The sequence below is a fragment of the Streptomyces sp. NPDC092952 genome, assembly GCF_044754785.1.
In the GTDB taxonomy this organism is placed as follows: Bacteria; Actinomycetota; Actinomycetes; order Streptomycetales; family Streptomycetaceae; genus Streptomyces.
On sequence record NZ_JBIVPT010000002.1, the window covers coordinates 176,950 to 198,468 of the forward strand.

Annotated in this window: 15 protein-coding genes and 3 tRNA genes; 6 read left to right on the plus strand and 12 right to left on the minus strand. The window is 69.5% G+C overall.

All coding sequences use genetic code 11. The features are described 5' to 3' along the window. Window positions 1–3 precede the first annotated feature (3 nt). Window positions 4–1,539 (minus strand): alpha/beta hydrolase, encoded by a 1,536-nt coding sequence (locus ACIQGQ_RS04825; protein WP_402390709.1) that lies wholly within the window; start codon window positions 1,537–1,539, stop codon window positions 4–6. A gap of 96 nt (window positions 1,540–1,635) precedes the next feature. On the opposite strand from ACIQGQ_RS04825, the gene ACIQGQ_RS04830 reads away from it, so the two are divergent. Next, a complete protein-coding gene (locus ACIQGQ_RS04830; RefSeq protein WP_402390712.1) occupies window positions 1,636–2,550 on the plus strand; it encodes a MerR family transcriptional regulator in 915 nt (304 codons plus the stop codon). Window positions 2,551–3,883: 1,333 nt separating this feature from the next. Here ACIQGQ_RS04830 and ACIQGQ_RS04835 read toward each other — a convergent pair. After that, on the minus strand, window positions 3,884–4,483 hold the full coding sequence (locus tag ACIQGQ_RS04835; protein WP_402390715.1) for a hypothetical protein: 600 nt from the start codon (window positions 4,481–4,483) through the stop codon (window positions 3,884–3,886). 902 nt (window positions 4,484–5,385) lie between these two features. Here ACIQGQ_RS04835 and ACIQGQ_RS04840 point away from each other — a divergent pair. Continuing rightward, window positions 5,386–6,438 carry a nitrilase-related carbon-nitrogen hydrolase gene (locus ACIQGQ_RS04840; protein WP_402390717.1) on the plus strand — a complete coding sequence of 351 codons (1,053 nt, stop codon included), beginning with the start codon at window positions 5,386–5,388 and terminating at the stop codon, window positions 6,436–6,438. A gap of 38 nt (window positions 6,439–6,476) precedes the next feature. Here the strand turns inward: ACIQGQ_RS04840 and ACIQGQ_RS04845 are convergent, their stop codons facing one another. The 8 genes from ACIQGQ_RS04845 to ACIQGQ_RS04880 all read right to left on the minus strand — a co-directional run bounded on the left by ACIQGQ_RS04845 (window position 6,477) and on the right by ACIQGQ_RS04880 (window position 12,286). After that, window positions 6,477–7,172, minus strand: a complete 696-nt coding sequence (locus tag ACIQGQ_RS04845; RefSeq protein WP_402390720.1) for a hypothetical protein — start codon at window positions 7,170–7,172, stop codon at window positions 6,477–6,479. A 771-nt stretch (window positions 7,173–7,943) separates the two neighbouring features. Continuing rightward, a complete protein-coding gene (locus ACIQGQ_RS04850) occupies window positions 7,944–8,978 on the minus strand; it encodes a hypothetical protein (protein ID WP_402390723.1) in 1,035 nt (344 codons plus the stop codon). A gap of 41 nt (window positions 8,979–9,019) precedes the next feature. Beyond that, complete coding sequence (locus ACIQGQ_RS04855) at window positions 9,020–10,153, minus strand: hypothetical protein (RefSeq protein WP_402390726.1); 1,134 nt, start codon at window positions 10,151–10,153, stop codon at window positions 9,020–9,022. Between the two features lie 52 nt (window positions 10,154–10,205). Continuing rightward, window positions 10,206–10,988, minus strand: a complete 783-nt coding sequence (locus ACIQGQ_RS04860; protein ID WP_402391956.1) for an HNH endonuclease — start codon at window positions 10,986–10,988, stop codon at window positions 10,206–10,208. A gap of 79 nt (window positions 10,989–11,067) precedes the next feature. After that, window positions 11,068–11,499, minus strand: coding sequence for a hypothetical protein (locus ACIQGQ_RS04865; RefSeq protein ID WP_402391959.1), 432 nt, complete (start codon window positions 11,497–11,499; stop codon window positions 11,068–11,070). 329 nt (window positions 11,500–11,828) lie between these two features. Beyond that, window positions 11,829–11,902, minus strand: a tRNA-Ile gene (locus tag ACIQGQ_RS04870). 233 nt (window positions 11,903–12,135) lie between these two features. Beyond that, a tRNA-Asn gene (locus ACIQGQ_RS04875) sits at window positions 12,136–12,208 on the minus strand. A 5-nt stretch (window positions 12,209–12,213) separates the two neighbouring features. Next, window positions 12,214–12,286, minus strand: a tRNA-Asn gene (locus ACIQGQ_RS04880). Between the two features lie 174 nt (window positions 12,287–12,460). On the opposite strand from ACIQGQ_RS04880, the gene ACIQGQ_RS04885 reads away from it, so the two are divergent. The 4 genes from ACIQGQ_RS04885 (at window position 12,461) to ACIQGQ_RS04900 (ending at window position 18,205) form a co-directional block, all read left to right on the plus strand. Further along, window positions 12,461–12,754, plus strand: coding sequence for a YtxH domain-containing protein (locus ACIQGQ_RS04885; RefSeq protein WP_402390729.1), 294 nt, complete (start codon window positions 12,461–12,463; stop codon window positions 12,752–12,754). Between the two features lie 76 nt (window positions 12,755–12,830). Then, a complete protein-coding gene (locus tag ACIQGQ_RS04890; RefSeq protein WP_402390732.1) occupies window positions 12,831–14,276 on the plus strand; it encodes an FGGY family carbohydrate kinase in 1,446 nt (481 codons plus the stop codon). 264 nt (window positions 14,277–14,540) lie between these two features. Then, the gene (locus ACIQGQ_RS04895; RefSeq protein ID WP_402390734.1) at window positions 14,541–16,274 is read left to right on the plus strand and encodes an ABC transporter ATP-binding protein; all 1,734 of its coding nucleotides are present in this window, start codon (window positions 14,541–14,543) and stop codon (window positions 16,272–16,274) included. Then, a complete protein-coding gene (locus tag ACIQGQ_RS04900) occupies window positions 16,274–18,205 on the plus strand; it encodes an ABC transporter ATP-binding protein (protein ID WP_402390737.1) in 1,932 nt (643 codons plus the stop codon). Before ACIQGQ_RS04895 ends, ACIQGQ_RS04900 begins: the two co-directional genes overlap by 1 nt. A 70-nt stretch (window positions 18,206–18,275) precedes the next feature. Here ACIQGQ_RS04900 and ACIQGQ_RS04905 read toward each other — a convergent pair whose 3' ends face one another. Continuing rightward, window positions 18,276–19,352, minus strand: a complete 1,077-nt coding sequence (locus ACIQGQ_RS04905; protein WP_402391961.1) for an RNA polymerase sigma factor — start codon at window positions 19,350–19,352, stop codon at window positions 18,276–18,278. Between the two features lie 190 nt (window positions 19,353–19,542). After that, window positions 19,543–21,450, minus strand: a complete 1,908-nt coding sequence (dnaG, locus tag ACIQGQ_RS04910; protein WP_402390739.1) for a DNA primase — start codon at window positions 21,448–21,450, stop codon at window positions 19,543–19,545. Window positions 21,451–21,519 lie beyond the last annotated feature (69 nt).

A 21,519-nucleotide genomic window follows, 5' to 3' on the forward strand; every position in this document is an offset into this window, starting at 1 on the left:
TCCTCACACTCCCAGATGTCCCAGTACGGAGCCCAGCGCCCGGAGGACCGCGGCACGGGCCTGCTCCGTGTGGTCCAGGGTCTCGAAGCCGTGACGGCCGTCCGGGACGTCGATCACCTCGACCTTCGATCCGGACTGCTCCGCAGCGGCCAGAAAGGCCGTCACCGTCCCCGCGATCTCCGGGAGTTCCAGGCCCACCCGGGTCAGCACGATGGGCAGCGCCCCCGCCGAGCCCACCACACCCACCGGGTGGAACCGGCCGTCGCCGAGGCCCCAGGCCGGCTGCGGGGCGAGCACCGGGTACGTCGCCGCCACGCACCGCAGCCACGGCGGGGGCGCGGCGAGCCAGTCCGCGCTGAGCAGTCCGCCGCCGGAGAAGAACCACAGCGCGATCCGGTCCGGGTCCACCCTCGGGTCGGCCCGCAGCAGATCGACCGCCTCGGCCACGTCGGCCGCGGCGCGCGGACAGTCCGCGATGTCGTGCATCCGGTGGTCCACGGTCGCCGCGAGCGCACCGTGCTCCGCGAGGAGCTTCGCGTACCCCGTGTACGACGGCCAGTCGCGGGGCGTCGGCCGGGCCTCGGCGGGCACCGGGCCGCCGTGCACCAGGAGCACGGCGGGGCGCGGCCCGTCCGCGTCCGGCGGGTAGAGGTCGACCCGGCCGGTCCGCTCACGCGGCCGCTCCGGCACGTCCAGGAGGAACGGCCGCAGGTGCGGCGGGGGCCCGGTCGGCGCCGCCAGCCGCTCGCCCCCGCCGTCGGCCGCGCGCAGCAGTACGTCGGCCAGCCCGTCCGGCGCCGACAGCATCGGCCAGTGCCCGGCGGCCAGTTCGAAGAACCGCACCCGGGGCTCGGTGAGCGCCAGCAGGCGGGGGTCGCCGAGGCCGACGATGGTCCCGAGCACGGCGAGGGAGGAGCCGTTCGCCGTGCAGAGCACCCCGGTCGAGGGCAGCGCGGCCACCTCGGCGGGGAGTCTCAGCGGGGCGGTGAGCGTGCCCGTGGGCTGCGGCGCGGCCAGCGCGGCGAGCCGGTCGAGGGCCTCGGCGGGCACGTCCGCGAGGTGGCCCCAGCGCTGCCAGCCCGCGCGGTCCGGCGGGGCGAGGCGTGCCGGCGCACCGGGCGCGGTCAGGAGGTCGCGGGCCTCGGGGTCGGGGAGCAGGGCGAGCGCCGGGTCTCCGTCCTGCGCCGGGGCCGTGTCGACGTACACGATCCGGGTCACGCGCCCGGTGCGGCGGGCCGCGGCGCCGAGCGCGGGGTGGATGCCGTAGCCGTGGCCGACGAGGACCACGCCGGTGGCCTCGGGCAGGCCGTCGATCAGCCGGACCACGTCGTCGACGTGCGTCTCGGGGGTGCCGTCCTCCGGGTCCGCCGCGCCGGGCTCGTCCCGCATGCCGGTGAGCGTCACCGGCAGGGCCCGGGACCCGGCCGCGCGCAGCCGGTCCGCGACCCGCTCCCACACCCAGCCGCCGGTGTGCGCGTCCGGCACCAGGACGAACGCCGTCGCGCCGCTCTCCGTGCCCACGGCCCTCTCCTCACTCATGACTCTCTCCTCGTCACCGTGCTCCACGGGCCCGGCCACCTGGGCCGCCCGTGCTCGCCGGTACGGTAGGAACTCCCCCTGAGGGAGGTTCAAGCCTTGCCGACCGAATCCCTGTGGAGCATCGGAGAGCTGGCCGAGCGCGCGGGTGTGACCGTCAAGACCGTCCGGTTCTACTCGGACCGCGGTCTGCTCCCCGAGGCCGCGCGCAGCGCCGGTGGCCACCGGCGGTACGGCCACGACGCCCTCGACCGGCTCCGTACGATCCGCGCCCTGCGCACCCTCGACCTGCCGGTGCCGGACGTGGGCCGGGTGCTCGGCACGGACGGTGCCCTGGAGGACGTGGTCACCGAGCGATTGCGGGACGTCGGCACTCAACTGGCCGCGCTCCGCTGGCGGGAGGCCGCGCTGCGCCTCCTGCACGACTGCGCCCCCGAGGAACGTGTCGAACGGCTGCGCCTGGTCGGCGCGGTGACGGTGCCGCCGAACACGGACGCCCTGGCCCGGTTCTGGCGGCGCTGGCTGCCGCCCCGGCTCCCGGCCCGGGTACGGTCGGCGGTCGTGGAACAGGCGGTGCCCGCGCTGCCCGACGAACCCGCGCCGCACCAGGTGCTGGCCTTCGCCCGGCTGCACGCCTTCGTCACGGCGCCCTGCCCCGGCGGCGCGACCCGCGACGACTGCCAGCCCGCGGCACACCGGGACCTCGACGGATTCCGCCCGGCCGTTCTGTACACCGGACTCGGTGAGGCATTCACCCTGGCGGCACCCGCGATCCGAGCGGGGCGGGCCCCTGGCGCGGGGGAAGCCCTGGACTGCTTCGTGGCCGCGTACGCCACCGCGGGCGGGGTGCGCGACACCCCCGGCTTCCGGGCGGGCCTCAGCCGCGTCCTGGCGGCGGACCCGCGCGTCGACCGCTACTGGCAGCTCGTCACCGACCTGTCGGCCGAACCGAACCCCGGCACGTCGCACGACTGGCTCCGGTCGGCCCTGACCGCCCAGGCGGCCGGGTACTGAGGGCCGTTCCGGCGGTCCGGCGCGTCACCGGTGCCGCGGGGAAGCCTGCGAGCCGCAGATCGGCTCGCGCCCCACGCGCCAAGTGAAATCAGGGAGGACACCAGGCAGACGTTCCCGAGCCCGGCGCCGGCCGGGAAGGCGTGACCACAGCCTCCCGATACGTTCCGGGGCAGAACCGGCACGTATCGCGAGCCATGCCCACGGCGAGGTCGGCTTCGCCGCCACAGCAGCCCGCAGGACCGCCCCGGCACACCCGGACCCGCGTCCGCCGCACCGTCACACAGCGAACGCCGCACGCGAAAAACGTCCGAAAAACACGTTTCCCCAGGTCAGAACGATTCTGCCTGGGGATACCGAGTGGGGCGGGTGGGACTCGAACCAATCCCGGTGACGCTTCTCACCTGCACCTTTACGAAACCACCCGATTTACACCCCTGTTTGGGTCCGGCTGACTCCCCTTGGATCCAGCTCAATCGGAAACGGTGCAGCGAACGCTGCACCACATCCACCACCCAGAAGAACCACCTGCCTGCCCCCTGAAGCAGACCACGGAAGTGATCTGCATCCACGCGCCAGCGAACAATCCCTCTCCCGCCCCTTCCCACTAACAGGGGAGCGCTAATTGTCACCCTCAGTAACCGTAGTGCCTCATCCCTTCAATAGACGCGATACACACAAGCAGGTCCCTGCGGGCGCGGGGACAACTCCGACGTGCTCAACACCCATGCGCTCGTGGCCGGACCACCCCCGCGGGCGCGGGGTCGACCAACAGGGCTGTCTCGGAGGCGAAGCGCAGGGCGGACCATCCCCGCGGGCGCAGGGTCGACGCGGATCTGCGCGGCACGCGGGTGCCACACGAGCTGGGACACGTCGATCCCGCCGGGCACCTTCGACGCCTTCACCGCACCGTGCCACAGCAGGGCGGCCGGGACGCGAGTCTGGCCCTGCGCGAACGGAGCCTCGGCGATCACGAAGCCGCGCAGGATCTGACGGCCGCAGTGCGCGTCCGGGTCGTACGGGCCATAGAGGCCGGACTCCGCGACGCGGCCGACCGGCACGCCGGACAGCACCCGGCCGTACGGGTCACAGCCGTCGCCGCACACGTAGTGCGTACCCTCGCAGAACAGGTTCAGGTCGAGGGTGATGGTGTCGACGGAGTCGGTGCAGGGAAGCCAGCCACTCGCGGTTGGCGGTGGTGTACTCGGGCTTCGAGACGGGCTGGATGGTCATGTGCGTGTCTCCATGGACGCTGCGGTGACTTCCGCACACCGCCCACGGAGGCGGTGACGTCCACGAAGTTACGGGGCGTGGCCCCCTGAATCTGGGCCCGGAACTACCGGGCTGCTGTTTCGCTGGACTCGGATATCAGGCCCCGGCGCTTGGTCATCTCTAGCCCGGCCGAACCGGGCTTCGACACCGGCGTCGTACGGGTGGGGCCGCGCCCGGCCGGAGCGCCCGCAGGGGCCGCCGGCGCCCGAGTACGCACCTCACCAAACAGCTCCGGCCTCCGGGCACGCAGAGACTCGGCCGCCGACTGGACCTGTGCCTCGTCCGCGTCCTCGTCATCCACGGCCAGCAGACGCTCCGCGTCCACCAAGTCATCGCCCTCAGCGCCGAGCGCCACCAGCGCGGCCCGGCGCAGCGCCGCCCGCTCCCGCTCAGCGGCCAGCTCCTCCCGGCGCGCGGCCTGCAACTCCCGCTTCTCCGCAGCCTGCTCGCGACGTTCGACCTCCGTCAGAGCGGCCTGCTCGACCTCCCGCTGCGTGGTCACGAACTCGGCCAGTGCCTTCGGCGAGTCGAAGCCGAGCGTGGACAGCAGCCTCTTGACGGCCGCGCGTTCACCCTGGGCCTTCTCCGCGGGTGAGTATCTTTCCCAGCCGATCCTGGGAGAACGTGACCTGCTGCTCTTGCCCGCCGCCGTCGTTGGCGTCATCGAGCTGGTTATTCGTCTCGTCCTCCGAGGAAGCGCCCCGGATGGGATAGATCGGCCGCCCATCACGGCGGTGACCGACTGGACGGCGAAGCGGCAAGGGCCGGACCATACATCTCCTCCAGAGCGCGCCCCCGCGCTGCCGATCAGTTTAGCCAGACGGTCGGTCCGTCGCTTCGCTCTGCCGCCAGGACGTGATTTCCAAGAATCGGTCATGCCACGTGTGTCGCGCGCGTAACCTGGCTCGTGCCAGCAACGGCGCACCACCTCCACGACTCTGCCCCCGGCCAACGGGGCCGGGGCGATGAGGAGGTGACAGTCGTTGAGGCAATTACGGGAACTGGTCCACAGGCTCGGTCGGCGCGAACTAGCCCTGATCGTCTGCGCTGCGTTCGTCTCGGCATTCGCCACCAAGTTGGTGGACGTCTCCGAGAAGGCAGCGATCTGGGTAGTTGGTGCGCTTTGACCTAGCCGGCGACCACGACGTCGATACCGCCGTGGTCGCCGGCCGCTGAAGGGCCAGACCCTAGCGAGCCCTGCTCCGCGATGCGGAGCAGGGCTCCGCTGTGCGCGTCGGGGGCGTCTTCACACGCTGGGCTACGAGAACCAGAGCCGTGGCGGGTAGGGCTCTAGTTGAGTCAGCCGTTGGCGGACGGATGACCCTTATAGCTTGCTCTGCTTCGAGAGCTTAGTTGATCCAATAGGGTCAGGTAGCATCTTACTTGTCATTGAGCCCCTATCCCTTAACAGAGTCTGCCTTCATTAAAGGCTAAGCGACTGCCTATTCCTCACCATTACTGGTCAAGGCGACCCTAAGCGCCCCCCTCCTGTCCCCGTACCGACCTGGGGCAGCCCTTGTCCGACCATCCCCGCAGGATGGCGACCAGACAAGGAGGTCACAGCCCATGACCATCGCCCCGTACACCGCAGTCGGGCTTATCCCGGAGATCACCGAGATCCAGGACCGCGACGACATCGCCACCAACCTGGACCACCTGTACTCGCTCACCCGTGCCGCTGTCGCTCTCGGTGGCCTCGACCACCCCGTTCGCCTTGTCGTCCTGCCCGAAGGCGCACTCCAGGGATTCACCGACGAGATCCACGACCTCGACCACGCCACCTACGCCCGCACCTGCGCCATCACCCTCCCCGGCGCGGAGACCGAAGAACTCGGCCGCTGGGCAAACGAGTTCGGCGTGCACGTCATGGCGCAGGCCAAGGCCCTCCACCCGGCCTTCCCCGACCGGTACTTCAACGTCGGCTTCGTCATCGACCCGACCGGCGCGATCGTGCTGCGGTACTACAAGCTCGCCCCGCTCCCACCGATGGAACACAGCCTCAGCCCGCACGACGTCCTCAACCGGTGGACCGAGCTGTACGGCAACAGCCCCGACGCGTACTGGCCCATCGCAGACACCGCCATCGGCCGCCTCGGCGTCATGATGGCCAACGAAGCCAGCTACCCGGAGAACGCCCGCGGCCTCGCCCTCAGCGGCTGCGAGATTGCCTATCGCACCAGCTACCCGCTGCCCGGTGCCGCCAGCGACGCCTTCGACATCCAGAACCGCGCCCGCGCCCTCGACAACACCATGTACGTCCTCACCCCCAACCCGGCCTCTTACACCGGCGCCGACGGACAGCGCACCAACTCTTTCGGCGGCCACTCCACCGTCACCGACCACACCGGACGCACCATCGGCCACCTCGACCACGGCGGCGTCGTCTCCTTCGTCACCGCCACCATCGACCTGCCCGCCCTACGCCGACACCGCACCACCGCCACCTGGACGAACTGGACCAAGGATCTACGCACCGAGCTGTTCGCCACCCTCTACGAACAGCCCATCTACCCGGCGAACCTCTATACCGATCGCGCGCCGTACAAGCACGCCGAGTACCGCAAGCACGTCACCGAGCCTCAGATCGAGTTGATGCGGGCCCGCGGCACGTGGCGGTAACCCCTCTGCGCCCCAGCCAGCATCTACCATCGAACCATTCATACAACGGAAAGCTCTCGACGGCTTCCGTCCACAAAGGCCGTCAGAGCAGCTCGAAGCTCGTGATCAGCGCGTGTTTCAGACCCCCTCACCTCGCGCCAGACAGATCCCCAGTTCAACACTTCACGTAAGGCAGTCAGTTCAGCGCCGGTCAGGACATCGCTCGTCACAAGGGCATACTCCAGTTCCTCGCGCACATCAAACTGCTCATAGTCGTCCAGGAACCCCCAGTCATACAGCAGCTCGTACGCGCGGAAGGCGGACCAGTGTCGGCTGCTGGTACACACCTCGGCGTTTCCGTCGCACACCCCTTCCTTCCCAGGGCACCAGTGCTCCATCAGGTCCGACAGAGCCGACCGAGCTACAGCCCTGGCCAGAGCCTGTCCCTCCGACCGCTCGACGCAGGCATACAGTTGGTCCGCAGCTGAAACCACTGAGGGTGGCCCCCAGAACGTGACTCCGTTGTATGCCACCCGCACCGCGTTGAATGCCTCGTCCAGGATGGCCTTGCGCGCCCCGAAGTCGACGCCTGGCAGCTTTTTCACAACATGCACGAAGTCCCGGCTGGCGGCTGCCAACTCCTCGCAGCCTTGTACCGACTTCTCCTGTCGAACGACAATCACCTGCGACTGCCTCTCCTTGCGCGCCGCACGGTAGCCCAACCACGTCACGGCCGCAGCGACGAAAGCTGCCACCCCCGCCAGTACAGACCCCAACCCTCCCAAATCCATACCGCCCATCTTGCCGAACACCGACTCGCCAGGTGCCCCGTTTGCTGAGCGCGCCATCACTGATCTGCCGGAGTCGGCGATCCCTCACCTACTCGTCCATGTGACGCTCATCCTCAGGACCACCAGCACCCTCCACATCTGCACGCCCGCGGCGGTCCGCAGCCTCCACCACCCGCTCGGCGGCCTCCTGCTCCGCCTTCGCCCGGATCCGCGTCACCTCCTGCGAGGCATCCTTGATCGGATACCCGGCCTCCAGCAGCATCGTCACCGCCGTCTCCAGCGACAGCACCCCCGCCCCATACGCCTTGACGGCCTCCTCCAACACCGCTCCGCGGTCGGTCGGAGTGTGCGGCGCCCACGCCAACCGTGCCGGCAGCGTCTCTCCGGCCGTCCACCCCTCCGCCCGTCCAGCCTGGTACAACCGCTGCACCATCTTGAACAGCAGCCGGTACTTGTGCTCACGGGCCAGCCGCATCATGCCGATCAGCCCGTCCAGCGGACCCAGCGCCAGCTTCAACGCGTACCCCGACGGCACCTCCGTGGCGTCCAGCGTCCCCAGCCCCGCTGCCGTCACCCGCGAATTCGCTGCGATCCGCTCCAGTAGGTGGTCCACCCGCGCTCGCAACTCGGCCAGCTGCGGCGACGTATCCAGAGCATCCATCCGCCCCGCCTCCCCGAGCTGCCACACCGCCCCGGCCTTCACATCCAGCTCCTGCGGCTTGCCCGTCGCCCGGTCTACCGGCAACCGCGCACCGGCGAGCCCGATGATCGGCGTGCCCGTCGTCGCGGACGCCGCCGAGCTGTCCGAGTCCGTGGCCGCCAGCTCATCCAGCGCCTGCAGAAACCGCGCCAGCACCGAGCGACCCCAGTGCTCCCCGCCATCGGGAATCGTGTTCGCAATGTGCACCACCGGCACGAAGCCCGGAAGCTCGCCTTGCCCATCGGCAGCCGGTCCAGCGTCTCGCCGTTCTTCAAGTCCTCCAGCAGCCACTCCGCATCCGTGAGGTAGCACGTCACGTTGGACGCCCGGCCTGGCTCCCACGGATACGAACGCGACCCCACCACGCCTCCGCCTCCAACGTCGCTGGCCTGCTCACCATCCTCGGAGATCGGCCCCAGCTCATATGTGACCCGGCGCACCTGCGCCTTCAGCCCGGCGTCGTCGTCCGCCGGAAGCTCCCACGCCAGATGTACACGCACGGGAAAGTCGTCGTCCTCGTCGTCCCACTGCGGGAAGAAGAACCCCGGATCGTAGACCCGGAACGTCGGCCGCTGCTTCTCCGGGTTCCACGCCAGCACCATCACGCTGTCGCCAAGGAGCACCGCCGCCCGCTCCGCCTGCTGGACTCGGAACGTCAGCAGTTCTTTGTCCGCCCACTCCCGCAACCGCTTCTGTACCGCGACAGCCTCCGCCGCACCTGGCGTCGGCGTCTCCTCGTTGGCGTTCTCCGCCCCCTCGACCGCGACCTTCTGCTCCGAGCCCAGGAGGTAGCCGAGCGCGGTGTCCACGAGATTCGCCGCGTCGCCCAGCTCTCGACGCTCCAACGCACCCGGGTCACCCTCGATGTCCGCGAGCTGCCCGGCCTGGTTGTTGTCGTACGACGCCAGTACCTTGTACGCGGCCAGCCGCCGCAACTCGTGGGGCGGCATCCACGTCTTGGCCAGCTCATGGAACGCACGACTACCCGGTCTCCCGGCCTCGGCCATCACCGGCTTGTAGTTCAGCCACAACCACGCATCGATCACAAATTGGCGCAGGCCCACATCCACTCCAGGAAGCTCAGCCCCACGCCTTACGCACAGCGTATCCACTATTTGAAAGGCAGCGCCTTGCCAAGAACATCACGCACATGGCCTGCCGCATCGGGTGACGAGAGGATCGACGTCACACCCAGCACCAGCAGCATCAATCGAGCCGAACTCTCCGCAGTGTGCGAAATCCCCGGAATCAATGGCAGTGCCCAGGCAATTCCGATGAGCACTACTCCCGGAAGTACCCGTGCTCCCGCCGCACGCAAGCGGGATGCCCTCGAAGGGAGGCCAGGAGCATTGGCCAGCAAGGCAGCACGGTCCTCACGAACAAGAGCGTCGATGCCGTTGACGAGTGAGGCGACCACGCGTTCAACATCTTCAGCGGATACAGCGGTGACCAAAGCTCGCTTGTGCAACCGGATCGACTCGCCCACACGCAACGCTTCATCGCGCAGCTCACTTCTCAGCCCAGCGTCAGCGGGGTCAATTCGTTCTCTGAGAGCCAGATACCGTGCCGCCTCCACCGCCAGGTTCTCCAGCGATCCGCACCATTGGCGAACCTTCGCGCCGCGCCGCCAGAGGTTACGTTCCTCGTAGATCCGGTCAGCTACATGCAGAACCGCTATTGCCAGCACGTCGTAGGCGTGCGCCTCCACCCGAACACTCCGTCGCCATTTCCGATAGAACCAGAAGGTACCGGGCAAAGACCCAAAAATAAGCACCAATATGCTAAATCTGGCGACGGGTGGGGAGAGCCCCGCCATCCCGGAGTCCATGCTGTAAACCACCCACCACGTATACGCGCTTATCAGCGCGACCAGAGGCACCATCATCCGCGCGAGAAGAACTCGGTAAAGAAGTGTCCTCCACAGCCCCACCGTGCACGTGGTGAAAATCAACGCGGTAAAGACTGAGATCAGCCGAGTGCTACCGAAAGTGATCATTCCTATGAGGGGCAGCCAAACGACGAACCCTAACGGTGAGTAGATGAAGAGAGCCAGAAAACGAGCCCCTCCTTCATCCCGCCTACGACCTGCTGCCTCCACCCGCCGCCTCAAGCCGGAGCCCGCATCCAATGGGATACGCCCCAACGCCGCAGAAATCTGTAGCTCGTCGGCCACACGCCACCGGTGCTCACCACGGCCAAAGAGCCAGTGCATCACCACGCCCACTCTGGACGGTGCCGTCGTCATACAAACCCTCTCTTGCAGAGCCAGCGATGCTTCGCGCACGCCAACGAACCGGCTACGCGACGCCGAAATCCCAGGCATCGTGCAGGTCCGCCGCGACCTTGCGCAGCCGCTCAGCAAGCTCAGCCTGCCCAGCTCCATGCGTTTTGTTCCGGTGGCAGTTCGGGCACAAGGCGATCATCGCCGCCGGATGGTCCCGGCCGCCACTGGCATGGTCATCGATATGGTCAACCTCCAGCAACGGTTCCCCGGCCTTCGTCCGGTACGGAAGGTCCGGCAGCAGGCACTCCGGGTTCTCGCAGCGTCCCTCGCTTCGAATCACTACCGCACGCCGTGCCGCAGGGTTTCGAGTACGTCGGTCTCCCGCCGCCTCCCGCCACTCCCGATCACGCCCGGACATCTCCCACTCGACCGCCCTCCCGCAAAGCGCCTTGTACTCGGCCACCGGAGCAGTACGAGCACGCAACCTCCGTGGCGCGTACGGCTCGGAATCCAGGCTGAAGTAGTCCGGTCTGGTGGGGTTGCCCGTATTCCCGCCAAGCCCTGCTCGGGCGGCTTCCAACTCGTCCTCGAACTTCGCGAGCTCGTAACGGCCCTTGACCACGACCGTAAGTCTGTGTCCCTGTCTGGCCGCTTCGTGTGCCACCGCCACGAAGTTCAGAGTCTTACCCGTCCCTGTGGGCAGGTTCACCACACTCTTCATACTCACGCCGAACCGTCCGATCATGCCCTCACGACGGCGCCCCAACCGGCGGGCATCCAGAACACCCGACGCGTTCACAACACCAGACGTTCGACCACTCACCAGCCATTCCGGAAGTCCCCGGGCATCCTCCATCGCCACAGCTCCCTGTTCTCGCGCCATCGCCGGTCAACAGGCCACGCTGCCACAGCCCACTGACAGCGACCTGGGCCAGCTAGCGCCGACCTGACAGAAGCTGATCGTCCCCGCCCTGCGGGGACGGCATCGTCGGGTCGAGGAACAAATCCCACAGCGCCCACACCGCACTGTCCAACAGGTCTGGGGAGTCCTCCATCTCCCCCTGGCCGACGAATGTCGTCATCTGCTCCTCCAGTTCCGCGAACACCCGAGCCGGGCCGACGTGCGACACCCGGGCCTGCTCATACAGCTGCGCCGCAGGAGCCGCCCGCGCCCGCTTCCCCCGCGTGGCGTGCACGATGCGCCAGTTCACCGTCGGGTCCACCTGCTCCAGCAACGCGGGCAGGTAGTCGCCGCTGTTGTTCGCCTCGATGACCGCGCAGTCGGCGCGGTGCTCGTGATACAGCGGACCATCCCCGCGGGCGCGGGGACAACACTTCTTGAGCTGGGGCTTTACGGAGCGAAGCAGCCATTCTCATTCGGTTGCTTCTGACTCACTCCAACCCAGCGCACCTCTGCACCAATCCCGGCCAAACATCCAGTTCACCCCGGTGACGGCAAGCCGATAGAAATCCATACGGACAAGGAGAAACCATGACTGCCAGGCAGGTGGGGACCGCCGCCCGACACTCCCACCACCACATCACCACGAAGGCCCAGGTCAAAGCACCCTGAAGGACCGCCCCGGCACACCCGGCCCCGCGTCCGCCGCACCGTCACACAGCGAACGCCGCACGCAAAAATCGTCCGAAAAACACGTTTCCCCAGGTCAGAACGATTCTGCCTGGGGATACCGAGTGGGGCGGGTGGGACTCGAACCCACGGCCGACGGATTATGAGTCCGCTGCTCTAACCGGCTGAGCTACCGCCCCTTTTCGGCGTGGCGCGTACAAGTGTGCGCGCCGTCTGCCGCAGCATAGCCGGTCATACGATCTCCCGCTCCGGATGGTCGGCTACGCATGACCATGAAGACTCCGGCGCGCTCCGCGTGGTTCCGGACCGGGCGAAGTCCATGCGAAAGAGTCACTCCAGCCCCACCCGCACCACGGCGAGGACGGTGGGCGGGCACACGAAAAAGGACCCCGAAGGGTCCTCTTCCGATCCGCTCCCCCGACTGGACTCGAACCAGTAACCCTCCGGTTAACAGCCGAATGCTCTGCCAATTGAGCTACAGGGGATCGCGCTCCCCCGACTGGACTCGAACCAGTAACCTGCCGGTTAACAGCCGGCTGCTCTGCCAATTGAGCTACAGGGGATTGCTGCGTGTGCACCGAACCCGACCACCCTGGCTCCTGCCGGGCGGCGCGTGCTCGCTGCGACACATACATTAGCGCAAGCAGGGGGGTGCTTTGCCAATCGGTATCCCCCGGGGTGATCTCCGGTGCCCGCAGGCACGCGGGCAGCACACGTCGCAAGGAAGGGTGGCACCCATGCGGTACCGGCTCACGTTCATCGCCGGACTGGCCCTCGGATACGTGATCGGGACACGGGCCGGGCGGGAGCGCTACGAGCAGCTGAAGGAGTCCGCGCGCCGGATCGCCCGGAACCCGGCCGTCCGGAACACCGCCGAATCCGCCGCCCAGAGCGGCCGGGACCTGGCCGGAAAGGCCTACCAGGCGGTGAGCGACAAGGTGGGCGAGAAGGTGCCGGCCTCGGTGGCCTCGCGGCTGCGGCCGCGCCAGGACAGGGTCACGGAGGACGACTGGGGCACCAGCAACACGTAGGGCCCCGCCGAGGGCGTCCCGCTCCTGCCGCACCACGGGTACGGAAACGTCCCCGCGGTGCGGCAGAATCTTGTGCATGGGGATAGTCGCCGGGCTGGACAGTTCTTCCGCCTTCACGCACATCGTCGTCTGCGACACGGACACGGGCGCCGTGCTGCGCCAGGGGTTCGCCGCACATCCCGTCGAGGCGAAGGCAACCGAGGTGGACCCGCAGGCCTGGCTGCTCTCGCTCGGCGAGGCCGCCACCGGCGGGCTGCTCGAAGGGGTGGAGGCCATCGGGGTCTCCGCCCAGCAGCACGGCCTGGTGCCCCTGGACCAGCAGGGCAACCCCGTCCGTCCGGCGCTGCTCGGCAACGACCGGCGGGCGCAGGCCGCGGCGGCCGATCTGGTCGACGGGCTCGGCGGGCGGCAGGCCTGGGCCGAGGCGGTCGGCTCGGTGCCGCAGGCCGCGCAGCCGGTGTCGAAGCTGCGCTGGATGGCGCGGACCGAGCCGGAGGCGGCCCAGCGGGTGGCCTCGGTGCTCCAGCCGCACGACTGGCTGGTGTGGCAGCTGCTCGGCCGCCCCGCCCGGCGGACCACCGACCGGGGCGCCGCGTCCGGCACCGGCTACTGGTCCGCGGAGACCGGGGCCTACCGGCCCGACCTGGTGGAGCTCGCGCTCGGGCACCAGGCCGCGCTGCCCGAGGTGCTCGGCCCCTCCGACACGGCCGGTACGACCCCCGAGGGGCTGCTGATCTCCGCGGGGACCGGCGAGACGATGGCGGCGGCGCTCGGGCTCGGGCTCGGGGCCGGTGACGCGGTGGTGTCGCTGGGGGCGTCGGGATCGGTCATGGCGGTGCACCACCAGGCGCTCTCCGACCCGACCGGGACGATCACGTCGTTCGCCGACGCGACCGGGCGGTACATGCCGGTGGTGCACACCTCCAACGCCGTACGGGCGCTGCGCGGGAGTGCCGAGATGCTCGGCGTCGAGAGCCTCGACGACCTCTCCACGCTGGCGCTGAAGTCCACTCCGGGCGCGTCCGGGCTCGTCCTGCTGCCGTATCTGGAGGGCGAGCGGACGCCCAGGCTGCCGCACGCCGCCGGGACGCTGTGCGGGCTGCGGCGCGAGTCGATGAAGCCGGAGCACCTGGCGCGGGCCGCCTTCGAGGGGATGCTCTGCTCGCTGGCCGACGCGCTCGACGTGCTGCGCGGGCGGGGCGTCGAGGTGCGGCGGGTGTTCCTGCTGGGGGCGGCGGCCGCGCTGCACGCCGTGCAGACGATCGCCCCGGCGCTCCTGGGGACGCAGGTGGTCGTGCCGCAGCCCGCCGAGTACGCGGCGCTGGGCGCGGCCCGGCAGGCCGCCTGGGCGCTGGGGGTCTCGCGGGGTACCGCCGATCCCCTCACCCCGCCGGCCTGGCAGGGCGCCGCCGCGCAGGTGCTGGAGCCGGGTGCGGAGCTGGCCGTCGGGCAGGCCGTGCGCCAGCAGTACGCGGCAACGCGGGACCAGATCCACCCGGGAGCCTTCGACCACGCGGGCTGAGGAGGGCCCGAGAGTCGAGGAGGGTCCGCAGGCCGTGGAGGGCCTGCGGGCCGGGAAGGGTCCGCGGGCCGGGGAACGCCCGCGCGCGACGGCGTGTGTGAAGGGTCCGCACGGCAGGGTCGCGTACGCCGGTGGAGTACCTCGTCCCACTTGTGTACTCGGTCTGTTTTTTGACCTGGTCTTGAGTAAAAACGGTCGCGGCCCCCGTCACCGGTACCGGAAGATGGATCGACTCCCGACCTCTGCCGACTCCGAGAGACACGCGTGCTCATAAAACTCCTGCGGGCCCATCTCGGCCCGTACAGAAAGCCGATCCTGCTGCTGGTCGTGCTCCAGCTGCTCCAGACCTGCGCCAGCCTCTACCTGCCCACCCTGAACGCCGACATCATCGACAACGGTGTGGTGAAGGGTGACACGAACTACATCCTGGAATTCGGCGGCATCATGATCGCCGTCAGCATCGGCCAGGTGGTCTGCAACATGGGGGCCGTCTTCTACGGCGCCCGCACCGCTTCCGCGCTCGGCCGTGACGTCCGGGCGGCGATCTTCGACCGGGTCCAGTCGTTCTCCTCGCGCGAGGTCGGGAAGTTCGGGGCGCCCTCGCTGATCACCCGCACCACCAACGACGTCCAGCAGGTCCAGATGCTGGTGCTGATGACGTTCACGCTGATGGTGTCGGCGCCGATCATGTGTGTCGGCGGCATCGTGATGGCGCTCGGCCAGGACGTGCCGCTGTCGGCGGTGCTGCTGGCGGTGGTGCCGGTCCTCGGTATCGCGGTGAGTCTGATCGTGAAGCGGATGCGTCCGCTGTTCCGCACGATGCAGGAGCGGCTCGACACGGTGAACCGGGTGCTGCGCGAGCAGATCACCGGCAACCGCGTCATCCGGGCCTTCGTCCGGGACGGGTACGAGGAGGAGCGGTTCCGCGGTTCCAACACCGAGCTGACCGATGTGGCGCTGTCCACCGGCCGGCTGATGGCGCTGATGTTCCCGACCGTGATGACGGTGGTCAACGTCTCGTCGATCGCCGTGCTCTGGTTCGGCGCCCAGCGCATCGACAGCGGCGGCATGCAGATCGGCGCGCTGACCGCCTTCCTCGCCTATCTGATGCAGATCGTCATGTCGGTGATGATGGCCACCTTCATGTTCATGATGGTGCCGCGCGCCGAGGTGTGCGCCGAGCGCATCCAGGAGGTCCTGGAGACCGAGTCCAGCGTGGTCCCGCCGGTGAAGCCGGTCCGCGAGCTGACGGCCCACGGCCATCTGGAGGTGCGTGGCGCGGACTTCCGCTACCCGGGTGCCGAGGAGCCGGTGCTGCGCGCGGTGGACCTGGTGGCCCGCCCCGGCGAGACCACCGCGATCATCGGCTCGACCGGCAGCGGGAAGTCGACGCTGCTCGGTCTCGTGCCCCGGCTGTTCGACGTGACGGACGGCCAGGTGCTGGTCGACGGCACGGACGTGCGGACGCTGGACCCGGCGCTGCTGGCGCGGACCGTGAGCCTCGTACCGCAGAAGCCGTACCTGTTCTCCGGGACGGTGGCGTCGAACCTGCGCTACGGGAACCCTGACGCGACCGACGAGGAGCTGTGGCACGCGCTGGAGGTGGCGCAGGCCAAGGAGTTCGTCTCGGCGCTGGAGCACGGGCTGGACGCGCCGATCGCGCAGGGCGGCACCAATGTCTCGGGTGGGCAGCGGCAGCGGCTGGCCATCGCCAGGACGCTGGTGCAGCGGCCGGAGATCTACCTCTTCGACGACTCGTTCTCCGCCCTCGACTACGCCACCGACGCCGCGCTGCGCGGCGCGCTGACGCGGGAGACGGCCGAGGCGACCGTGGTGATCGTGGCCCAGCGGGTCTCCACCATCCGCGACGCCGACCGCATCCTGGTGCTCGACGAGGGCCGGGTCGTCGGCTCCGGCACCCACCACGAGCTGATGGACGGCAATGAAACGTACCGGGAGATCGTGCTCTCCCAGCTGACGGAAGCGGAGGCCGCGTAATGGCCGGGCCTGGCGGACGCATGATGGCGGGCGGGGCGCCGACCGACCGGTCGATGGACTTCAAGGGGTCCTCGAAGCGGCTGTTGAAGCGCTTCGCGACGGAGAAGACCTCGCTGTACGTGATGCTGGTGACCTGCGCGCTGAGCGTCGGCCTGTCCGTGGTCGGGCCGAAGATCCTCGGCCGGGCGACCGACCTGATCTTCGCCGGGGTCGTCGGCCGCCAGATGCCCGCGGGGACGACCAAGGAGCAGGCCGTCGAGGGGCTGCGGCACAGCAACGGCACGCTGGCCGACATGCTCGCCGGGGTGGACTTCGTCCCCGGTCACGGCATCGACTTCGACGCGGTGCGCGACGTGCTGCTGGTGGCGCTGGCGGTCTACGTCGGCGCCGGGCTGCTGATGCTGGTGGCGACGCGGCTGTCGATCCGGATCATCAACCGGATCATCTTCCAGATGCGCGAGGACATCCAGACGAAGCTGTCGCGGCTGCCGCTGTCGTACTTCGACCGCGCCAAGCGCGGCGAGGTGCTCAGCCGGGCGACCAACGACATCGACAACATCTCGCAGACGATGCAGCAGACGCTGGGCCAGCTGATCAACTCGCTGCTGACCATCGTCGGCGTGCTGGTCATGATGTTCTGGGTCTCGCCGCTGCTGGCGGTCGTCGCGCTGGTGACGGTGCCGCTCTCGGCGTTCGTGGCCGCGAAGGTCGGCAAGCGGTCGCAGCCGCAGTTCGTGCAGCAGTGGCAGGTGACGGGCAAGCTCAACGCCCACATCGAGGAGATGTACACCGGGCACACGCTGGTGAAGGTCTTCGGCCGGCAGGAGGAGTCCGCGAAGGACTTCGCCGAGCAGAACGAGGCGCTGTACGAGGCCGGGTTCAAGGCGCAGTTCAACAGCGGGATCATGCAGCCGCTGATGATGTTCGTCTCCAACCTGAACTACGTGCTGATCGCCGTCGTGGGTGGTCTGCGGGTGGCCTCGGGGGCGCTGTCGATCGGTGACGTGCAGGCGTTCATCCAGTACTCGCGGCAGTTCTCGATGCCGCTGACCCAGGTCGCCTCGATGGCGAACCTGGTGCAGTCGGGCATCGCCTCGGCGGAGCGGATCTTCGATCTGCTGGACGCCGAGGAGCAGGGCGCCGACCCGTCGCCCGAGGAGCGCGAGCGGCCCGAGGAGCTGCGGGGCAGCGTCTCGCTGGAGAAGGTGTCGTTCCGCTACGAGCCGGAGAAGCCGCTCATCGAGGACCTGTCGCTGAACGTCGAGCCCGGTCACACGGTCGCGATCGTCGGTCCGACCGGCGCCGGGAAGACCACGCTGGTCAACCTGCTGATGCGGTTCTACGAGGTGACGGGCGGCCGGATCACCCTGGACGGTGTCGACGTGGCGCGGATGTCGCGCGACGAGCTGCGGCAGGGCATCGGCATGGTCCTCCAGGACACCTGGCTGTTCGGCGGTTCGATCGCGGACAACATCGCGTACGGGGCCTCCCGCGAGGTCACCCGCGAGGAGATCGAGGAGGCGGCGCGGGCGGCCCACGCCGACCGGTTCATCCGTACGCTGCCGGACGGCTACGACACGGTGATCGACGACGAGGGCTCCGGGGTCAGCGCGGGTGAGAAGCAGCTGATCACGATCGCGCGGGCGTTCCTGTCCGACCCGGTGATCCTGGTGCTCGACGAGGCGACCAGCTCGGTCGACACCCGTACCGAGGTGCTGATCCAGAAGGCGATGGCGCGGCTGGCCCACGGCCGTACCAGCTTCGTGATCGCGCACCGGCTCTCCACCATCCGGGACGCCGACGTGATCCTGGTGATGGAGAACGGCTCGATCGTCGAACAGGGCACGCACGACGAGCTGTTGGAGGCCCGGGGCGCCTACGCGCGGCTGTACTCGGCGCAGTTCGCCCAGGCGGTCGCCGAAGTCGACTAGATCCGGCGCTTCCTGAGGAGGAGGGAGGGCCCGTACCGGTGGTACGGGCCCTCCCGCGTGTCCGGCGCCGTCAGTCGAGGTAGCCGCGGAGCTGGTCGGCGTAGGCGTGGTCGCGGAGCTTGGCGAGGGTCTTGGACTCGATCTGGCGGATGCGTTCGCGGGTCACGCCGAAGATCCGGCCGATCTCCTCCAGGGTGCGGGGCCGCCCGTCGTCCAGCCCGTAACGGAGCTGGACCACCTTCCGTTCGCGCTCGCCCAGGGTGGAGAGCACCGCCTCCAGGTGTTCGCGCAGCAGCAGGAACGCGGCGGACTCGACCGGGGACGCGGCGTCGCCGTCCTCGATGAGGTCGCCGAGGGCGACGTCGTCCTCCTCGCCGACCGGGGCGTGCAGCGAGACCGGCTCCCGGGCGAGGACCAGGATCTCGCCGACCCGTTCCGGGGTGAGGTCGAGCTGTTCGGCGACCTCCTCGGGGGTGGGCTCGTAGCCGCGCTCCTGGAGCATCCGGCGCTGTACGCGGACGACGCGGTTGATCAGCTCGACCACATGGACCGGGACCCTGATGGTCCGCGCCTGGTCGGCGAGGGCGCGGGACATGGCCTGCCGGATCCACCAGGTCGCGTACGTGGAGAACTTGTAGCCCCGGGCGTAGTCGAACTTCTCCACGGCCCTGATCAGCCCGAGGTTGCCCTCCTGGACCAGGTCGAGCATGGTCAGCCCGCGGCCCACGTAGCGTTTGGCGACGGAGACGACGAGCCGGAGGTTGGCCTCGATGAGGCGGCGCTTGGCCGTGCGCCCCATGACCACCAGCCGGTCCAGGTCGACGGCGAGCCGGGTGTCCGGGTCGGGGGTGCCCGCCAGCCGTTCCTCGGCGAAGAGCCCGGCCTCGACGCGGCGGGCCAGCTCCACCTCGTCCTCGGCGCTGAGCAGGGGGATCCGGCCGATCTCCCGCAGGTACTGGCGGAAGAGGTCGGAGGACGGCCCGGTGGCCTCCGGTCCACGTCCGCGCCGGGACCCGGGCGCCCCGGGTGCCTCGCGCGGTCCGGGCTCGTCCGGCGGTTCCACCGCAGTCTCCGGATGGCGTACGGCCCGGTTCTGCGCGGGGATGGCCGAGACGTGCTCGGTCGTGGTCGGGGTCCGGGTCTGCACGGGGGCGACCTCCAGGTGATCGCTGCCGGGCCGCGGCAGGGAGGCCCACCGCTGGGTGGACCGGCCGCGCTCCGATGTCTCAGGCACCGCCACCAGTGTGGGGGAAGACATCTCTCCGCCACGAGGGGCGTGCGGCGACTTTCTGAGTCCGTTCCGTGACCGCCGGTTACGCGGGGGACCGCTCCCCCGCTCAGAGCGCGGCGGCCCCGTGGCTGCGCAGGGACTGGGCGTACTGCTGGAGGACCCAGACCTCGTTCTGCGCGGCGGCCAGGTGGTCGGGGGCGACGTTGCTGCCGAGGCGGGCGAGGCTGCCCTGTACGTCGCCGATGCGGCGGTCGACGGCGCGCAGCCGGACCTGGACGAGCTGGATTCCCGCGTAGGTCTCGTCGATGGACTTGCCGCGGAACACCTCGACGGCGAGCTCGGTGACCAGGCTGCGCACGGAGTCGTCGGGGGCGGTGTCCAGCACGGCGGCCAGGTACTCCCGGGCCTCGGCCAGGCCGCGCTCCGCGCCGCCCGCCTCCTCGATGCACCGGCGCACCGCCGCGTAGGGCGGGGCGGTGAACTCGTCCTCGCCGTAGGCGTCGAAGGCCGGGGAGACCAGCTCGGGGCGCTGGAGGGCGAGCTTCAGCAGCTCCCGCTCGGTGTGGAACGCGGGGCTGCGGAGGTGGAGCGCCGGGCCGGAGGGGCCTCGGGGCGCCGGTGGGGCGGACTGCTGCTGCTCGCGGCGGGCGGGGGCGCGGCCCCGGTCGCCCCGGTCCCCGCGGTCGCGGGCCCAGCGGGCGAACTGGGCGACGCGGTGGACGACGAACTCCTGGTCCAGGATGCCGACGAGGCCGGCGAGCTGGACGGCGACCTCCCGCTGGATGCTCAGCGTCTTGATCTTGGCGACCACCGGTGCCGCCTCGTCGAGCGCGGCGGCCCGGCCCGCCGGGGTCTCCAGGTCGTACCGGGCGACGATCTGCCGGAGCGCGAACTCGAAGAGCGGGGTGCGGGGCTCGACCAGCTCGCGGACGGCCTCGTCGCCCTTGACCAGGCGCAGGTCGCAGGGGTCCATGCCGTCCGGGGCGATCGCGATGTACGTCTCCGCGGCGAACTTCTGGTCGTCCTCGAAGGCGCGCAGGGCGGCCTTCTGACCGGCCGCGTCACCGTCGAAGGTGAAGATCACCCGGGCGCTGCCGTTGTCCATCAGGAGGCGGCGGAGGATCTTGATGTGGTCGCCGCCGAAGGCGGTGCCGCAGGTGGCGATGGCGGTGGTGATCCCGGCGAGATGGCAGGCCATGACGTCGGTGTAGCCCTCGACGACCACGGCCCGGCTGGCCTTCGCGATGTCCTTCTTCGCGAGGTCGATGCCGTAGAGCACCTGGGACTTCTTGTAGATCGCGGTCTCGGGGGTGTTGAGGTACTTGGGGCCGTTGTCGTCCGCGCGGAGCTTGCGGGCGCCGAAGCCGACGACGTCGCCGGAGGTGTCGCTGATCGGCCACATCAGGCGGCCGCGGAAGCGGTCGATGGGGCCGCGGCGGCCGTCCTGGGAGAGGCCGGAGGCGATGAGCTCCTTGTCGCTGAAGCCCTTGCCGCGCAGGTAGCGGGTGAGGTGGTCCCAGCCGGCCGGGCTGTAGCCGACGCCGAAGTGGGCGGCGGCGGCCTGGTCGAACCCGCGCTCGGCGAGGAACGCGCGGCCGATCTCGGCCTCGGGCCCCTCCAGCTGCCGGGTGTAGAACTCGGCGGCCGCCTTGTGCGCCTCGACCAGCCTGATGCGCTCGCCGCGCTGGTGGGAGGGGTTGTAGCCGCCCTCCTCGTAGCGCAGGGTGATGCCCGCCTTGGCGGCGAGGCGCTCGACCGTCTCGGAGAAGGAGAGATGGTCGATCTTCATCACGAAGGCGATCGTGTCCCCGCCCTCCTGGCAGCCGAAGCAGTGGAAGAGTCCCTTGCTCGGACTGACCTGGAAGGAGGGTGACTTCTCGTCGTGGAACGGGCAGAGGCCCTTGAGGTTGCCGCCGCCCGCGTTGCGCAGCTGGAGGTACTCGGACACGACGGCGTCGATCGGGACCGCGTCCCGTACCGCCTTCACATCGTCGTCATTGATCCTGCCTGCCACGAGTGAATTCTACGGGTGAGGTGCGACAGTCCGGCCCGCCCGCCGTGGACCGGCCCCGCGCACGGGGCC

Bases quoted from the DNA above. Each gene is read 5' to 3' on its own strand.
- ACIQGQ_RS04890 (WP_402390732.1), top strand. From the start codon at position 12,831: ATGGGGATAGTCGCCGGGCTGGACAGTTCTTCCGCCTTCACGCACATC.
- ACIQGQ_RS04885 (WP_402390729.1), top strand. From the start codon at position 12,461: ATGCGGTACCGGCTCACGTTCATCGCCGGACTGGCCCTCGGATACGTG.
- ACIQGQ_RS04855 (WP_402390726.1), bottom strand. From the start codon at position 10,153: ATGACGACGGCACCGTCCAGAGTGGGCGTGGTGATGCACTGGCTCTTT.
- ACIQGQ_RS04825 (WP_402390709.1), bottom strand. From the start codon at position 1,539: ATGAGTGAGGAGAGGGCCGTGGGCACGGAGAGCGGCGCGACGGCGTTC.
- ACIQGQ_RS04900 (WP_402390737.1), top strand. From the start codon at position 16,274: ATGGCCGGGCCTGGCGGACGCATGATGGCGGGCGGGGCGCCGACCGAC.
- ACIQGQ_RS04840 (WP_402390717.1), top strand. From the start codon at position 5,386: ATGACCATCGCCCCGTACACCGCAGTCGGGCTTATCCCGGAGATCACC.
- ACIQGQ_RS04860 (WP_402391956.1), bottom strand. From the start codon at position 10,988: ATGGAGGATGCCCGGGGACTTCCGGAATGGCTGGTGAGTGGTCGAACG.
- ACIQGQ_RS04835 (WP_402390715.1), bottom strand. From the start codon at position 4,483: ATGACGCCAACGACGGCGGCGGGCAAGAGCAGCAGGTCACGTTCTCCC.